Annotated in this window: 16 protein-coding genes and 1 tRNA gene; 10 read left to right on the top strand and 7 right to left on the bottom strand. The window is 45.9% G+C overall.

Features of this window, described 5'->3' with window-relative positions:
- Window positions 1-288, bottom strand: a complete 288-nt coding sequence (locus R3P39_RS04570) for a hypothetical protein (RefSeq protein ID WP_336565934.1) — start codon at window positions 286-288, stop codon at window positions 1-3.
- A gap of 274 nt (window positions 289-562) precedes the next feature.
- Entirely contained in the window at window positions 563-2,134 is a 1,572-nt protein-coding gene (locus R3P39_RS04575) for a cation:proton antiporter family protein (protein WP_336565935.1), read from the bottom strand.
- Window positions 2,135-2,265: 131 nt separating this feature from the next.
- Between R3P39_RS04575 and R3P39_RS04580 the strand changes: the two genes are divergently transcribed.
- Both R3P39_RS04580 and R3P39_RS04585 read left to right on the top strand, forming a co-directional pair.
- A complete protein-coding gene (locus R3P39_RS04580; protein ID WP_336565936.1) occupies window positions 2,266-3,009 on the top strand; it encodes a sporulation protein in 744 nt (247 codons plus the stop codon).
- A gap of 94 nt (window positions 3,010-3,103) precedes the next feature.
- Window positions 3,104-3,559, top strand: a complete 456-nt coding sequence (locus R3P39_RS04585; protein ID WP_336565937.1) for a GNAT family N-acetyltransferase — start codon at window positions 3,104-3,106, stop codon at window positions 3,557-3,559.
- 17 nt (window positions 3,560-3,576) lie between these two features.
- Here R3P39_RS04585 and R3P39_RS04590 read toward each other — a convergent pair whose 3' ends face one another.
- The 4 genes from R3P39_RS04590 to R3P39_RS04605 all read right to left on the bottom strand — a co-directional run bounded on the left by R3P39_RS04590 (window position 3,577) and on the right by R3P39_RS04605 (window position 8,066).
- Window positions 3,577-4,923, bottom strand: coding sequence for a sodium-dependent transporter (locus tag R3P39_RS04590; protein ID WP_336565939.1), 1,347 nt, complete (start codon window positions 4,921-4,923; stop codon window positions 3,577-3,579).
- 223 nt (window positions 4,924-5,146) lie between these two features.
- A complete protein-coding gene (locus tag R3P39_RS04595; protein WP_336565941.1) occupies window positions 5,147-6,433 on the bottom strand; it encodes an ATP-binding protein in 1,287 nt (428 codons plus the stop codon).
- Window positions 6,434-6,456: 23 nt separating this feature from the next.
- On the bottom strand, window positions 6,457-7,164 hold the full coding sequence (locus R3P39_RS04600) for a response regulator transcription factor (RefSeq protein ID WP_336565942.1): 708 nt from the start codon (window positions 7,162-7,164) through the stop codon (window positions 6,457-6,459).
- A 98-nt stretch (window positions 7,165-7,262) separates the two neighbouring features.
- Window positions 7,263-8,066 (bottom strand): hypothetical protein, encoded by an 804-nt coding sequence (locus R3P39_RS04605; protein ID WP_336565943.1) that lies wholly within the window; start codon window positions 8,064-8,066, stop codon window positions 7,263-7,265.
- A gap of 98 nt (window positions 8,067-8,164) precedes the next feature.
- On the opposite strand from R3P39_RS04605, the gene R3P39_RS04610 reads away from it, so the two are divergent.
- Complete coding sequence (locus R3P39_RS04610) at window positions 8,165-9,403, top strand: serine hydrolase domain-containing protein (RefSeq protein ID WP_336565944.1); 1,239 nt, start codon at window positions 8,165-8,167, stop codon at window positions 9,401-9,403.
- A 2-nt stretch (window positions 9,404-9,405) separates the two neighbouring features.
- Here R3P39_RS04610 and yhbY read toward each other — a convergent pair whose 3' ends face one another.
- Complete coding sequence (gene yhbY, locus R3P39_RS04615) at window positions 9,406-9,702, bottom strand: ribosome assembly RNA-binding protein YhbY (protein WP_336565945.1); 297 nt, start codon at window positions 9,700-9,702, stop codon at window positions 9,406-9,408.
- 86 nt (window positions 9,703-9,788) lie between these two features.
- Here yhbY and rlmE point away from each other — a divergent pair, with 86 nt between their 5' ends.
- From rlmE to R3P39_RS04650, 7 genes are all read left to right on the top strand, one after another.
- Window positions 9,789-10,418 (top strand): 23S rRNA (uridine(2552)-2'-O)-methyltransferase RlmE, encoded by a 630-nt coding sequence (gene rlmE, locus R3P39_RS04620; RefSeq protein ID WP_336565947.1) that lies wholly within the window; start codon window positions 9,789-9,791, stop codon window positions 10,416-10,418.
- A gap of 66 nt (window positions 10,419-10,484) precedes the next feature.
- Window positions 10,485-12,434, top strand: a complete 1,950-nt coding sequence (gene ftsH / locus R3P39_RS04625) for an ATP-dependent zinc metalloprotease FtsH (RefSeq protein ID WP_336565948.1) — start codon at window positions 10,485-10,487, stop codon at window positions 12,432-12,434.
- Between the two features lie 174 nt (window positions 12,435-12,608).
- Window positions 12,609-13,454: a dihydropteroate synthase gene (gene folP, locus R3P39_RS04630; protein ID WP_336565949.1), complete on the top strand. Its 846-nt coding sequence runs from the start codon at window positions 12,609-12,611 to the stop codon at window positions 13,452-13,454.
- Window positions 13,451-14,791 (top strand): phosphoglucosamine mutase, encoded by a 1,341-nt coding sequence (glmM, locus tag R3P39_RS04635; RefSeq protein ID WP_336565951.1) that lies wholly within the window; start codon window positions 13,451-13,453, stop codon window positions 14,789-14,791. The genes folP and glmM overlap by 4 nt, the downstream gene beginning before the upstream one ends.
- A 79-nt stretch (window positions 14,792-14,870) precedes the next feature.
- Window positions 14,871-15,611, top strand: coding sequence for a triose-phosphate isomerase (gene tpiA, locus R3P39_RS04640; RefSeq protein ID WP_336565953.1), 741 nt, complete (start codon window positions 14,871-14,873; stop codon window positions 15,609-15,611).
- 4 nt (window positions 15,612-15,615) lie between these two features.
- Window positions 15,616-15,960 carry a preprotein translocase subunit SecG gene (secG, locus tag R3P39_RS04645; protein WP_336565955.1) on the top strand — a complete coding sequence of 115 codons (345 nt, stop codon included), beginning with the start codon at window positions 15,616-15,618 and terminating at the stop codon, window positions 15,958-15,960.
- Between the two features lie 21 nt (window positions 15,961-15,981).
- A tRNA-Leu gene (locus tag R3P39_RS04650) sits at window positions 15,982-16,066 on the top strand.
- The last annotated feature ends 255 nt before the right edge of the window (window positions 16,067-16,321 follow it).

A 16,321-nucleotide genomic window follows, 5' to 3' on the forward strand; every position in this document is an offset into this window, starting at 1 on the left:
TTAGTGCAATTGGGTGGCTGATTTGGTGCGGTAGAATCCCAATTCATTTAATTTTTCAATTAACTTAGGATCATCTAAGCGATTCGGAGTTTCTTGCTCGCGCAAGAAGTGATCCGTCGGAACAGCATGTAAATCGAGCATTTTATGGAATAAAATGTGTCGGATTGTTAGCGCTGTCATGCCTTCGTCCTGAATAGCATCAAGCTTGTCTTGAAGGTCTGAAAATGGTGCTGCTTTAACATCGTCCACTGCTGCAGAATATTGACCATTCGATTTGTTTTTAAACATACGGCCTCCAAAGAGAGTTTGTTCACAATCCAGTGACACTGACTTACATTAACCAAACTCACTATTTTATGTGTATAAAATAGAGACTTAGGTCACTTCCAATGCAGTCAGTTTACTCCGAAGTGGGATGAAATTGCTAATACCGATGTAAAGCTTTGTAAATCGAATAATGCGGTCAACGCCATAATATTTTATACGTCTAGACGTAACTTTCTGATATGCAGGTGGAAATGGTTCTCAGTACCATTTAAGGTACTGAGAACTCGCAGTTAAATTAAGAAAATAATTTTTCTTTGACGTGTTCTGCAAAGCCACTACCGGCTTCTAAGTAGAAGTTATAGGTTGAATCCACTCCCATATCTTCAAGCTCTTTTTGCTGATCTGGGTAGTTGGCAATGGCGGTGACCTGGCCATCGTAGCCGGATGCTTTCAACTGCTCAAGGGCATAAATGTTTTGCATGTGCTTGGGCATGGCCAGCATGACCATTTCTACTTCAGAATGGTTAACCCGTTGCCAAAAGTCTGGGTCGGTGGCATCCGCCGTCAGCACTCGCCGGCCCCGCGAGACATGTTTATCCACCACTTCCGGTTTGATATCAACGCCGGCAACGGTATCGGGGAAGCTGGCTTGAATGGTCTCGTAAGCACCGGTGCCAATTCTACCCATACCAAAAATGACCACCTTGGTATTAGCGAGGTTAACGGGCATTTCTTCTTCCAAACGCACTTTACTTTCAAACTTCAATAGCCAAGGTTCGAGTTTGACGTAAATCTCATTGGCGCGCTTGTTAATGGGAGACGCGATAACAAAGGTAATCGAAACAGCAATTGCCACCACTGCCAGCCAATCCGCCGCAATCAAACCCGATGCCGAGGCGACCGCACAGACAATCAAGCCAAATTCACTGTAGTTGCTGAGGGTAAAGGCACTAAGCAATGAAGTCCGTGCCCGTAGCTTAAACATATTGGTAAAGGCGTAGTAAAGTGACACTTTAAGAGGCAGCACCACAACTAACAACAGCGCGATAAGCAGGGCATCTAGGGTAATGATGGCATTTAAACCAATATTGAGGAAAAAGCCCACCAACAGAATGTCTTTTAGATTCAGTAGCGCCTTGGAAAGTTCACCTGCTTTTTTGTGTGGAGCAAAAATCATCCCCATGATAAGGGCGCCCAAGTCGCCTTTTAAACCGGCAAATTCAAAGGCGTGATAGCCGGCAACTAAAGCAAAGAAAAAGCCAAACAGTGGTAATAGCTCGCCGTGTTTCGAGCGGCTTAACACCCAAAACATTAGCGGGCGCACTAGAGGTAAAGCGATCAGTAGCGCCAGAGCCCAGATATTAGGGGCTTTGCCAGTACTTACGGCAAGAAATATCACCGCGAAGATGTCTTGCATCACCAAGATACCAATGGAAATCTTACCATGCAGGCTCGCCATTTCACCGCGCTCTTCAAGCACCTTAACGGCAAATACCGTACTGGAAAAACTAAAGGCGAAGCCCACCAAAAGGGCGCTCTGCCAATCTAAATCGGTAAATAGCGGCAGACTCATGGCGCCCAGCATCAGTAATAGACCAGCAAAAAACGCGCTGCTGGTGATAATGTGCATGGTGGCTGGGGCCCAGACTTGGGGTTTAAGTAAGTTACCGACTCGCAGTTTTAAACCTATGCTAAACAGTAACAGGGTGACACCTAAGTCCGCTAACTGAGTCAGTAAATCGGTCGTTTGGTGGCCCAGCAAATTGAGCACAAACCCCGCCATCAAAAAGCCAATCAAAGGCGGCAGCTTTAATTGATAAACCGAAAATCCACAAGCAAATGCGACAGCAAAATAGAGCAGTTCCATAAAATCTTACTTTTATCCTAGATATAACCAGTGTATCAAAACCTTATGATATATAAATTAGAAATTTTCGCTGACAAGTCGGAGTAAATGTGGTTATGATGCTGTTAAGGACATACCGGACAGGAGACGTAATGTTTAAAAAGATCCTCGCATCAGTCGGTATCGGTGCAGCAAAAGTTGATACTGTATTAGAAACTGAACATTTGCATCCTGGGCAAAAGTTTCAGGCGCAGATAATTATTAAAGGTGGCGACGTTAGCCAAGAAATTTCAGGTCTTGAACTGGCGTTAATGACCCGCGTTAAAGTAGAAGGTGAAGACGGTGAATACTTCACTAACCACGTGATTGACCGCTGGCGTGTGGGTGACCAATTCACCATCGCACCGGGAGAAGAGAAGGTGATCCCTTTTGAAGCAAGGCTTCACTCTGAAACCCCAATCACTGAAATAAACGCAGGCTACAACCGCTGTCATGTGTGGGTTGATACCGGTTTAGATATCGACTTGGCGCTTGACCCTTCAGACAAAGATGCCTTGCACATTTACCCTAATGAAGCGGTCAAAGCCTGCATGACGGCAATGGAGCGTTTAGGCTTTCACCTTGTTAAAGCCGATGTTGAGAAAGGCTATTTAAGAGCGACTGAGTTTCAATCGGTTTCCGGTTGTTATCAAGAGCTAGAATATCGCCCTAATACGCGTTCGCTATTTGGACTGCAAGAAATTGAGCTGTCGTTCGTCCCTGAGGCGCACCGCACTCATGTACTGATTGAGTTAGACCGCGCATTTCGCGGCGATGGCTATGTTGACTTAACCATTGAGCACGATCACGTCAATATTTCACAGCTGTGCGACCAGCTAGAGCGCTTATTTTCGTAACCAAACATAGAAAACACCAAGCGCCCACGCATGGGCGCTTTTTTTGTCTCTAATATAAGTAAATAATACCGCCATCAAAACAGGGGAGAACACCATGAACTGGCACGCAAAAACGTATGCGCAGCTGAGCAAAGACGAACTTTATGCTATTTTCAAGGCAAGGGTCGATGTTTTTGTGGTGGAGCAGAACTGCCCATACCCAGAAATCGATGACATCGATATTGCCGACCATACCCAGCATCTTTTTTTACTGTCAGGCAATGAACTGATGGCGTACGCCCGTTGTTATCGTAAATCAGACACTTGTGCGGCAATCGGTCGGGTGTTAGTGGCCGCGCCAGCAAGGGGCAAAGGAATTGCAAAAAATTTGATGCTGCGGGCCATTGAATGCTGCGAGCAACACATTGCGCACCAACAACTAGAGATCGCCGCGCAGTGCTATTTAGACGGCTTCTACACCGAGCTGGGCTTTGTAAAGCAAGGAGAGGAATACCTCGAAGATGGTATTCCTCATCAAGACATGGTGCTGCGAAAAAGCACTGTGAAATAAACCGTTAGCAGCTGTGGTTAGATTGAGTTTAAGAACACCGCAGCGATGGCCAATGGGCAAACAAAGCGGATGTACCATGGCCATACTTTCCAAAATAGGCTGCTTGCCACGTCTGGGCAGCCTGTTTCAATCTCCTTAAGCAATTTAGCCCGATGCCACATCCAACCCACGAAAATACAACACATCATGCCTAGCAGTGGCTGGCCAAATTTGGTGGTGAGTGTTACCACAAAGCCAAACAACGACTCTAAATTAAATAGAATAGTGAGACTGACAACGGTGATAAGCGCGCCTATTAGCCAGGTTGCTTGAATACGGTTAAGAGCAAAGCGTTCCACCGCGTATGACACCGGCGCTTCCAACATAGAAATGGACGAAGTCAGTGCGGCAATGCTCATTAAGGCAAAAAAGGCAAAGCTAACAAATAGGCCGATATAGCCCATGCTATCGAACAGCGCCGGTAACACTTGGAATACTAGGGTGTCTTCTTTAAGCAAACTGCCGTCGGCGGCAAAGATTTCCACCCCTTGTGCCTGAGCTACGTACATGGCTGGGATGATAAGCAGGCCTGCAACAAAGGCAATAAAGACATCAATTAGCGTGACCAGTGCCCCTAACGAAACCAAATTTTCGCGTTTACTAATGTAGGAGCCATAAATAATCATCACACTGGTACCTAGGGAAAGTGAGAAGAAGGCTTGACCCAAGGCATCGACCAATAACTGTGGTTGTAGCACCGATGAAAAGTCCGGCACCAGGTACACTTGCAATCCGGTTAACGCGCCATCTTGCGTTAGCACATAAGCAATGAGCATAAAGAGAATACCCAGCAAGGCAGGCATCAAGCGTTTTGACCACTTTTCGATACCGTTTTCTACCCCTTTGCTAATGATCAGTACGGTCAGGGCAATAAAGCCGGCGGTGAAAATAATATTACGCGACAACGACGAGTCTTCTAACCAGTGTTGCGCGCCAGAAAGCGCAGTCAACTCAGCCACCGGCTCAAGTGTGGCGCTAAACATCCAGCCTGCCACAATGGCATAAAAGCTGAGGATTAATCCGGCGCAAATAATGCCACCAAAGCCCACTACAAACGCCAATTTACTTTGCCACGCTGAGCGCGTAAGTTTACGTAATGAAGAAACGGCATTCGCTTGGCCGTGACGACCAATAACCAGCTCTGCCATCAATGCTGGGTATGCTAAGCAAAATGCTAACACTAAATACACTAAGACAAACGCAGCACCGCCATTAGACGCGGTTTGTGTTGGAAAGCCCCAAATGTTGCCCAGACCGACTGCCGAACCGGCGGCAGCCATAATAAAACCAAAGCGAGAGCTAAACTCTCCTCGGATATTGCTCATAATTATTATACTTCTCTAATTTTTGCTAACGGCTCAGACAATCTACTGTAATTAAAAGGAAATAAAAAGAGTAAATTTCTTTGATTTAACACAAGGTTATGGCTGAAATTTCGCCGTAACTAAGGTGTTGCACTAACAGCTGTGAGTTTAGTTCATAAGTTAATGTTTTCACGTTTAATTTTTTCACAAAGTGAGGAGCAGTGTAGTGTCACATTTACAGCTATTATTTTTCTTTACCTGGCAGGAATAAGGTAAATTTTGCCCCGCCTAAGCGCTGTGATTGACCGACTTTAGCGTAGCCATGGTGCCAATCCATCACTTTGGCGACAATAGCCAACCCTAGGCCATAGCTTTTTTCGCCGCGGTTGCGGTGAGTTTGCTCTTGGAAAAAGGGGCTAAATACTTTGTCCCAATTGCTTTGCTCAATGCCTGGGCCGTCGTCTTCAACGTGGATCAGTAGGCAGTTGGGTTGTTGCTCGGCACTAATGTGTAATTGTTGCTGGGCAAAATCGCAAGCATTACCGATAAGATTACTCAGTGCTCTGGCAAGCCAATGAAGATCGCCATTGATAACCATGTTGGGTGCAACGTCTAAGCTGCTAATGAGCTGGTTACTGTGCAGCTTAGGCTGCATTTGCGCCAGGATCTCTTTGAGGTAATGATGAAGATCTGTGGATTGTGGTTTAAGGAGGTGAGATTTTTGCTCTAAGGTGGCAAACGCCAAGTAACTGGAAAGCATGCCTTCCATTTGGTCTAAATCTTTTTCCATCCGTTTAAGATAGTGATGAACGGCATCTAGATCCTGTTCTTCGAGTGCGGCGTCAAGGCCGAACCTAAGGCAGGCAACCGGGGTGCGAATGTCATGAGATAAACTTGACGCCATCAATTTATTCTCTGCAATTAACTGCTCAATTTGATTGGCCATGCGGTTAAAGGTATTTTCTAAATCACCAATATAAGTAAAGTGGCTTTTGTTAATTCGGGCGCTGAGATCGCCACTGGCAAAGCGTTTTGCCGCGGTATTGAGTACAATGAGACGCTTTACTAATGGCGACAAGATAAACCATAAAATGGCACCAATGCCGCCGTAAAATAATAACGTCAACTCCACGTCATACTCAGCTTGTGGTGTGTCTGGTGACCATTCAAGCTCGATAAAATCAGGAAACAAGGTGGCGTTGGTTTTTAGTAAATACACACTTTCATTTTCAATGACCAAACCACTAGGTTGCAACATTTGCTGTTTTAACTCCAGCGGCATGGCTAAGGTCTCACCTTGTTTAAAGGCGATATTCACTTGGAATTGCTGTGCCAGTGTCTTGCTCAGGGCTTCGCGCTTTGCCGCGGGCACGTCGGCAAGTTGCTCAACAAAGCCGGTGAGCAATTTGCTCTGCCATTGAAAGCTGTTGTCTATAGGAGCCGTTTGTTGATTAAAAATATCAATAACCCAGCCTAACGCGACAATGGAAATCAAAGCTCCGGTTAACAGGTATAAGTAAAGCTTTCTCACGCTGCGCTCATCATTGTGCTAGGTTACCAGGCAGAGGGCACCATTAAATAGCCTTTGCCCCAAACCGTTTTGATTTTATCTGGGTTCTGCGGGTCGTCACCAAATTTTTTTCTCAGCGCCGAAATAAGCACATCAACACTGCGGTCTAAACCATCGTATTCACGGCCTTTCGTTGCCTTAAATACGGCGTCTCGTGACACCACTTCGCCGGCATGACTGGCTAAAAATTGTAATAGTAAGTACTCGGCGCTGGATACGGTGACGGCTTGTTCCCCAACGCAAACACGGCGAGCTTGAGTATCAATGCTCAATTGACCAACTTTGATTTGATGGGCTGTGTTTGGTGCTTCTGTTGGAGCTTCTTGTGCGCTTCTAACGTTGGCTTTTATCCTGGCTAATAATGCTCGTGGTCGCACTGGTTTGATAACATAGTCGCTGGCGCCCACTTCAAGACCAATGACTTCATCCATTTCTTCGTCTTTGGCGGTGAGCATGATCACTGGTTTATGGTAAAACTGGCGCAAATCACGACAGACACTGATACCATCTTTACCGGGTAACATAACATCCAACAATACCAAATCCGGATTCAGCGTTTTTACCTGCTCTACCACTTCATCACCACGGAAGCAGCAATGGGTTTTGTAGCCCTGATTATCTAAGTATTCAGCGACCCATTGTGCTAGTGAAGCGTCATCCTCAACCAGTAAAATTGTGCCATATTGTTCCATGCTTTTACTCCAAACTTACTCTGTTGCCCAGCCGAGTATAATTCTTTGACCAGGTTTGTCTGTAAGTAAGTGTAAGTATTCGTGTAACTGCCAGAGCGTTACTTCACATTCAACTTTTCAATTAAGCTTTGCGCTAAATGCAGTTGCATATCAGCACTTAAGGCAGACACTTCGGTTTGGGTGCAGGCACCTGCAGTTTTCTTTAGCGCGGAAATCTTTTTCTCGATCTTGTATGGTGGCAAAGAAACCGGGTTACTACTGCGTGCTTGTCTTGCCTGTTCGGTATTTTGCGCCGCAATAAAGGCTTTTACTTCTTGCTCGTTGGTGATGGTTTCTACTTCATTGAAAGTAAACTGCAGTGGGATACCTTGGAACCCCGCGCTGTCTATTGACGACTTGGCAAACCACACCACATCTGAAGAGGCTTGATGTGCTAACCTCATGCTCACTGCGGCAACAATATTACTGCACTGAAAAGCTGGGGTGTTTTGCGCCAGCTCGGCGATGTAAGGGTGCGGATTTTTGGGCCTGTCCAGGGCATAGGTTTTGTTGGCGGCAAAGTCCAAGTCTAGCTGGTTTATGGTTAAGGTATAGGCTGCTTGAGGGTGACTGACCACGTTTAACCCCTTTTGCTGCAACATCTTGCTGATTTCAGTTTTTAGGGTGTCGGTGAGGCTAACCTTATCAGCATTAATATACACACTGTCGCCACTAGCTAAAGGGTGAGCCGGAAGCTGCACCGACTTGATGCGAGCGGAGTTGAGCTCGGTACTATAGCTAATTTGGTACACCGACTTTTGCAATAGCGGTTTTTTCGGCAGCGTTAACTTCGGCGCCAACGGCGTCGTGGTCACACATCCAACAAGCAAGGTGGTACAAAGAGCTGCTAGCACTAAACGCATTAAAATACCTCAATTAAACAGTTATTTTTTATATTTTCGTGAGTTGTGCCAATTCATCATGTTAGTATGGCAAGCGAGTGTTAATGAAATGAGTCATTATGAAGTCGCTAATTCTCACAATCGTCGGCGTTCTTTGTCTAAGTTGGTCTCAACTTGGACTAGCAAACGCTGGCAACGAACAATGGTCACAATTTTTAAAGCGCTATTCTAAGCAAGTCGAGCGCAAACTAAAAGAAAAATCGGTACCCGGTGCGGCTTTGTCGATCGTGCACATTCAACACGGCAGTTATGCTGTGGGGTTTGGCCGTACCAAAAGCCGTTCAGGTCGGGCGGTGGATGCCAATACGCGATTTCGCTTGGCGTCGGTATCAAAAACCTTTGCCGGCAGCCTAACCGCTAAGCTGGCCAGCGACGGATATTTTGCCATTGATGATAAAGTATCACGCTATTTACCTGAAATTGCACACGGCGATTACCAGCAGGTTAAATTATATCATTTACTAAGCCACTCCAGTGGTTTGGTACCGAATGCCTACGATAATCTAATTGAGTCCCGTATGGATTATCCGCAAATTGTTGAACGTTTACTGCAGGTAAAAGCCTTATGCCAACCTGGTGACTGTTACGGTTATCAAAATGTGATGTTTAGCTTGATTGGCGATGTGATTAAACAAGCCACCCAAATGAGCTATCAACAATGGTTAGATGAGTTTATTTTTGCGCCGTTAAATATGCATGATGCCGGCCTTGGTTATGAGCATATGACTTTGGATGACAACTTTGCCTGGCCTCACGTTCGTGGCCGCAAGCGTTGGCACACAGCAAGATTAAAGCAGCACTATTATAAAGTGTTGCCAGCGGCTGGGGTGAACGCCAGTGCCAGTGATATGTCGCAATGGTTAAAAGCGCAATTGGGCTTGTATCCAAATGTGTTGTCACCCGACGCACTGAGCAAACAATCGGTGCCTTACACCTTGACCAAACGCGAATTAAGAAGACGGGTGTGGCGCAAACACGTTGAAGAGGCCTATTATGGCTTAGGCTGGCGAATTTACCGCTACGATGGTCAATTACTTTATTATCACAGTGGTTGGGTACAGGGCTATCGCACTGATGTGGTGGTGATCCCAAGCTTGGGGATTGGTTTTAGTTTACTGCTTAATGCTGAAAGTGGTGTCATCAATCAATTAACCAATGACTTTATTGTGCAAGCGTTAAAGGTAAAAGAGCGGTTGTTACCAGTGCTAACGGAGCAAGAAATTGCAGCAATTAAGGCTGAGGAGCAGGCGCTGTTACAAGCAGTGGTGTCTTCATCACAGAAGACACCAAACGAGTAGGGTTACTGGCGAGGCAGTTGAATTTTTTTGTCTTCGCTTTGGCGATACAACACGATGATGTGGCCAATGCTTTGTACTTTGTGCGCTTTGGTCTCGCGAACGATGGCTTCAAAAATTAACTGCTTGGTTTCACGGTCATTGGTCGGTACTTTTACCTTAATCAATTCATGAATATCGAGATTTTGCTCAATTTCCGCCATGACGCCTTCTGTTAGGCCATTAGCGCCAAGAAGAACTACTGGGTTTAAGTCGTGAGCCAGCCCTTTTAGGAACTGCTTCTGTTTATTTGATAAGGTCATATTGATACAATCTTATTTATTAAAAGGCTTGAATTATCGATATTCTAACGCCATCTAGACAATATTACTAATGAGTTGTAGTTAATATGGCAAATAAAAAACATTCCGCCAGTTCGAAACGTTGGTTAAAAGAGCACGTAGAAGATCCCTATGTTCATGAGGCACAAAAACGCGGTTACCGTTCTCGTGCAGTGTTTAAGCTTGAAGAGATCCAACAAAAAGATAAATTAATCCGCAAAGGCATGACGGTGGTTGACTTAGGTGCTGCACCGGGGAGTTGGTCGCAATACCTGGCAGAAGAAGTAGATATTAATGGTCAAGTCATTGCCTGTGACATCTTGCCTATGGATTCTTTGGCTGGAGTCGACTTCTTGCAAGGGGATTTCAGAGAAGAAGCTGTGCTGGATGCCTTGTTAGATAGAATTGACGGAAAAAATGTCGATGTGGTGTTTTCAGACATGGCGCCTAATATGAGTGGCAACATGACAGTCGATCAATCAGGCAGTATGTACTTGGTTGAGCTAGCACTGGATATGTGTCACCAAGTTTTAAAGCCAAACGGCGCATTTGCTGTTAAGGTGTTTCAAGGCGAAGGCTTTGATCAATTCGTACAAGAAGTACGTAAATGCTTTAAGGTGGTGAAGATCCGCAAGCCAAAAGCGTCACGACCACGTTCGCGTGAAGTTTATATAGTGGCGACGGGCTACAAACTGTAGTACAGTTGGAAAGCATCAAGTTGAATTTAAATTTTTTGGATACATGAGGTTAACTCCTTGAGCGATATGGCTAAAAATCTAATACTCTGGTTGGTTATAGCGGTTGTACTGATGACCGTATTCCAGAGCTTTAACGGTGGCGAACAATACGATCGTCAAACGAGTTACACACAGTTTGTAAAGGATGTGCGCAGCGGCTCTGTGAGAGAGGTCAGTATTGACCGTCAAACAGGGGTGATCAGTGGCGTGCGTTCAAGCGGCGACCGCTTTCAAACCGTGATACCATTGACTGATTTAGACTTGGTTAATGACCTATTAAAGAACGATGTCAACATCAAAGGTGTGGCGCCTGAGGAGCAATCTTTCTTAGCCAACATCTTTATTTCATGGTTCCCAATGTTGTTATTGATCGGGGTATGGATTTTCTTCATGCGCCAGATGCAAGGCGGCGGTGGTAAAGGTGCCATGTCGTTTGGTAAAAGCAAAGCCCGGTTAATGAGTGAAGATCAGGTGAAAACCACTTTCTCAGACGTTGCTGGCTGCGATGAAGCCAAAGAAGACGTGACCGAGCTGGTTGACTTCCTACGCGACCCATCGAAATTCCAGAAACTTGGCGGCAGCATTCCCAAAGGCGTCCTAATGGTAGGCCCTCCTGGTACTGGTAAAACGCTACTGGCAAAAGCGGTGGCGGGTGAGGCGAAAGTGCCATTCTTTACCATTTCAGGTTCTGACTTTGTGGAAATGTTTGTGGGTGTAGGTGCTTCTCGAGTACGAGACATGTTCGAACAGGCCAAAAAAGCCGCACCATGTATTATTTTCATTGATGAAATCGATGCCGTAGGCCGTAAGCGTGGCGCTGGTATGGGCGGTGGTCACGATGAACGTGAGCAAACGCTAAACCAAATGCTAGTGGAAATGGATGGCTTTGAAGGCAATGAAGGCATCATTGTGATTGCTGCGACTAACCGTCCAGACGTGCTTGACCCGGCGCTGTTACGACCAGGACGTTTTGACCGTCAAGTGGTGGTGGGACTGCCTGATATTCGTGGCCGTGAGCAAATCCTTAACGTACACATGCGCAAAGTGCCACTTGATGACAATGTTGAAGCATCAGTAATCGCGCGTGGTACACCGGGTTTCTCTGGTGCTGACCTTGCCAACTTAGTTAACGAAGCGGCGTTATTTGCTGCTCGTGGTAATAAGCGCAAAGTGAGCATGGCCGAATTTGATGCTGCGAAAGATAAAATCATGATGGGTGCAGAACGTAAGTCCATGGTGATGAGCGAAGAAGAAAAAGAGATGACGGCATACCACGAGGCGGGTCACGCCATCGTTGGTCGCTTAGTACCAGAGCACGACCCGGTGTACAAAGTCTCTATTATTCCTCGCGGTCGCGCGCTGGGTGTAACCATGTATCTACCAGAGCAAGACCGAGTAAGTCATTCGAAACAGCACTTAGAATCCATGCTATCCAGCCTGTATGGTGGCCGTATCGCTGAAGCCATTATCTATGGCGACGACAAGGTCACAACCGGCGCCAGTAACGACATTGAACGCGCTACTGACATCGCGAAGAAGATGGTGACGCAATGGGGCTTAAGTCCGAAGTTAGGGCCACAAATGTACCTTGAAGAGCAGAGCGAGATGTACATGGGTGGTGGCTCGCACCGCATGGCCGGTATTTCTGACGAGACTGCAAAACTGATTGACGCGGAAATAAAGGACTTTATTGATCGCAATTACAGTCGTGCTGAGCAAATTTTGAAAGATAATATTGATATCTTGCACAGTATGAAAGATGCGTTAATGAAGTATGAAACCATTGATGCGTTGCAAATTGATGACTTGATGGAACGCCGTGATGTCCGCCCACCACGTGACGCGCATGACAGCAAACCAGAGAAAAAAGAAGCACAACCTAAAGTTGAAGAAAAGCCAGAATCAAAGGCCGAAGAGCCGCAAAATGATGATGGCAATGACAGTTCATCAAATTCAGAGCTTGATGACAAATCGTAACATTAGGTAGAATACTATAGCCCCGAGTGTTCGGGGCTTTTTTGTATTAATCGCTGCGTGCTTTTATCTCTGCGTCATGGGTTAGTAATGACACAATAGAGCATTGAGCAATTAATATTTAACCTTACCCTCGATACCGAAACTCATAAACAATGAAATAATAATAGGTATAATATGTACGAGCTTCGTTTACCCAGATCACGTAGGTTGGCACTTTCTCAGCCACAAGTGATGGGGATCTTGAACGTAACACCGGATTCGTTTTCTGATGGTGGCCAATTCAATCATCTCGATAATGCCTTGCAACAAGCACAAAGCATGTTAGCGAACGGCGCGACGATATTAGATATTGGTGGCGAGTCAACACGACCTGGAGCACCCGATGTGGCATTAGCCGAAGAGCTTGACAGGGTGATCCCAGTGATTAAGGCGGTGCGAGCAAGTTCTGATTGCGTTATCTCTGTTGACACTAGCAAGGCCGAAGTAATGCAACAGGCAATCGAGGCGGGGGCCGACATTATTAATGATGTACGTGCATTACAAGAACCTCGAGCACTCGATGTTGCCGCTCGCTATCCTGAGGTTCCTATTTGTTTAATGCATATGCAGGGGCAACCTAGATCGATGCAAAATAATCCTCATTATGATGACTTATTTTCAGACATCAGTCAGTTTTTTCGCGCCAGGATAGCCGCATGTGAAGCCGCTGGAATAGATAAAGGTCGATTGATCTTAGACCCAGGGTTTGGTTTTGGTAAAACACTTGCCCACAACGTTGCATTATTGGGTGGTCTTAAGACGTTTAGTACGTTTGACTTACCCATTCTTGCTGGACTTTCAAGAAAGTCGATGTTTGGGCAACTACTCACTCGGGATACTCATGAACGTTTGCCAGCCAGTTTGGCGGGTGCCTTGCTTTGTGCACAGCAAGGAGCGAACATTATTCGCGTTCATGATGTGAAAGAAACAAGCGACGTTATTAACGTATGGTTAGCGTCGGTCAATGGAGTTACTCAATGACAACAAGAAAGTACTTCGGTACAGATGGTGTAAGAGGCATGGTGGGCGAGTTTCCCATTACCCCTGAATTTGCAATGAAGTTAGGTTGGGCTGCAGGTAAGGTATTATCTGAACGTGGCACCAAAAAAGTCATTATCGGCAAGGATACGCGTATCTCAGGCTACTTGTTAGAGACGGCATTAGAGGCTGGACTCATAGCTGCGGGTATTAACGTGGTGTTACTTGGGCCAATGCCTACCCCTGCAGTGGCGTATTTAACGCAAACGTTTCGAGCTGAAGCGGGAATTGTGATCAGTGCCTCACACAACCCATATCATGATAACGGGATTAAGTTTTTTGCTGGTGATGGTCGCAAATTGCCGGATGAAGTTGAGCTGGCCATTGAGGCTAAGCTGGATGAGCCTATGACCTGCGTTGCCTCGGAAAAACTGGGTAAAGCCAAGCGTTTAGAAACTGCAGATGGCCGTTACATTGAGTTTTGTAAGAGCCAATTTCCCAAAGATCTTTCACTTGAGGGCTTAAAAGTGGTACTGGATTGTGCCAATGGCGCAACCTACCATATTGCTCCGAGTGTGATGCGCGAGTTGGGTGCCGAAGTGATCCCCACGGCCTGCGATCCAAATGGGGTAAATATTAACGATAACTGCGGTGCAACTCACGTCGAAGCATTGAAAAAGGCTGTTCTAGAACATCAAGCTGATGTGGGTATTGCCTATGATGGCGACGGTGACCGAGTAATGATGGTGGATCACGATGGTCATGTGTTCGATGGCGACGATATTGTTTATATTATTGCATGTCAGGCAGACAGCGACGGCAGCTTAGGTGGTGGTGTGGTCGGCACGGTTATGTCGAACATGGGTTTGGAAAACGCATTGAAAGCTCGTGGCATTGCCTTTGCGCGCAGCAAAGTCGGTGACCGCTATGTGATGGAGTTACTAGGAGAAAAAGGCTGGAAGATCGGCGGTGAAAGTTCAGGTCATGTGTTGAACCTAGACCTGATCAGCACTGGTGATGGCATTGTCTCTAGCCTGCAAGTGTTAGCCGCCATGGTGGCACAAAATAAAACCCTAAAAGACTTAGGGGAAGGTTTTAGCAAATATCCGATGAAGATGATCAACGTGCGTTACAGTACCGCAGCGGATCCCACAGAGCAACCATCAGTGAAAGCCGTAGTTGCTGAAGTTGAAGCGCAATTGGCTGGTAAAGGTCGTGTCTTGTTACGCAAGTCAGGGACGGAACCGGTGGTGCGTGTCATGGTGGAAGCGCAACAGCAAAAGCAGGTCATCGATTTTGCTCAGAAAATAGCTGAAGTTGTTGAAACTGTGAGCAATTAAACCAAATAACGAATTTATTTCTTGTAACTTGGGGTGAGTGGCGGTAGTATCTCACCCGCTTTCTACTGCGGAGTATCGTATGTCATCTAGAAAGCCAATTGTCGCTGGTAATTGGAAAATGAACGGCTCGAAAAGCCTAATTAACGACATTGCTGCGGCACTAAACGGTCAAACGTTTCAAGCTGATGTGATTGTTTTCCCTCCTGCAATGCTTATTGAGCAAGCAGCCAATCAGGGGCTCACCGTTGGAACGCAGACTGTATCAGAGTACGAAAAAGGCGCCTACACAGGGGAAACCCAAGCGGCACTTGCCAAATCTCTTGGGGCAACGTATACACTGGTTGGACACTCAGAACGCCGCGCTATTTATGGCGAAAGCGACACTGATGTGGCAAACAAGTTTGGTCATGCTCAACAACACGGTTTGACACCTATTTTGTGTGTTGGTGAGACCGAAGAAGAAAGAGAAAGTGGCCTAACAGAAGAGGTTGTCGCAAGACAGATAAATGCCGTTATCAGTAAATTAGGTATAGCGGCACTGGCAAACTCTGTGATAGCATACGAGCCGGTTTGGGCCATAGGCACAGGTAAGACAGCGTCTCCTGAGCAAGCACAAGCGGTACACAAATTTATTCGTGATTTGTTAGCAAAACAAGACCAACAAATCGCGATGGCATTGCCACTTTTATATGGTGGCAGTGTGAACGAACAAAACAGTGAATTATTATTCGCACAACAGGACATAGATGGCGGACTTATCGGCGGTGCAAGCCTTAAGCCTGAAAGTTTCAAAGCCATCTGTCAAAGTGCAAAAGGATAAGTAAATGTACGAAATTCTAATGGTTGTTTACTTAGTTGTGGCATTAGCATTAATTGGTATGGTGCTAATCCAGCAAGGTAAAGGCGCAGATATGGGGTCATCGTTCGGTGCTGGCGCATCGTCAACTGTGTTTGGCTCGTCTGGTGCTGGTAACTTTATGACTAAGTCAACAACGGTTTTAGCAACGATCTTCTTCGTATTAAGCATCGTGCTTGGCAACCTGACCACAGGTCAGATCAAAAAGAGTGATGAGTGGGAAAACCTAGAAGCGCCAGCCGCGACAACGGCGCCTGCTGCTAGCGACGTTCCAGCAACAGAGAAAAATCCAGCTTCTGATATTCCTAACTAAATTTAGGAAAACACCGAATTTGCGAATGTGGTGGAATTGGTAGACACGCCATCTTGAGGGGGTGGTGGCTTCGGCCGTGGGGGTTCAAGTCCCCCCATTCGCACCAAATAAAAAAACCAGCTCCGGCTGGTTTTTTTTCGTCTGCAAAACATGGTTGCAAACCTCTTGGCCAATTTGAGAATGAACCTGAGCAATACTTCCCTTGGCCAAAGTCAAATAACCTCTGTAGATCAATGCGTTAATTTAAATGGAAGCGGATTAGAATAATTAACCTTATCTGTACTTATATTGGTTACGGTATCCTCAAAACTAATTTTTATTAAATAATTATTTCATTTTAGAGTCGTTGTGACTATAATGC

Source organism: Pseudoalteromonas sp. UG3-2 (genome assembly GCF_037120705.1).
Classification (GTDB): Bacteria; Pseudomonadota; Gammaproteobacteria; order Enterobacterales; family Alteromonadaceae; genus Pseudoalteromonas.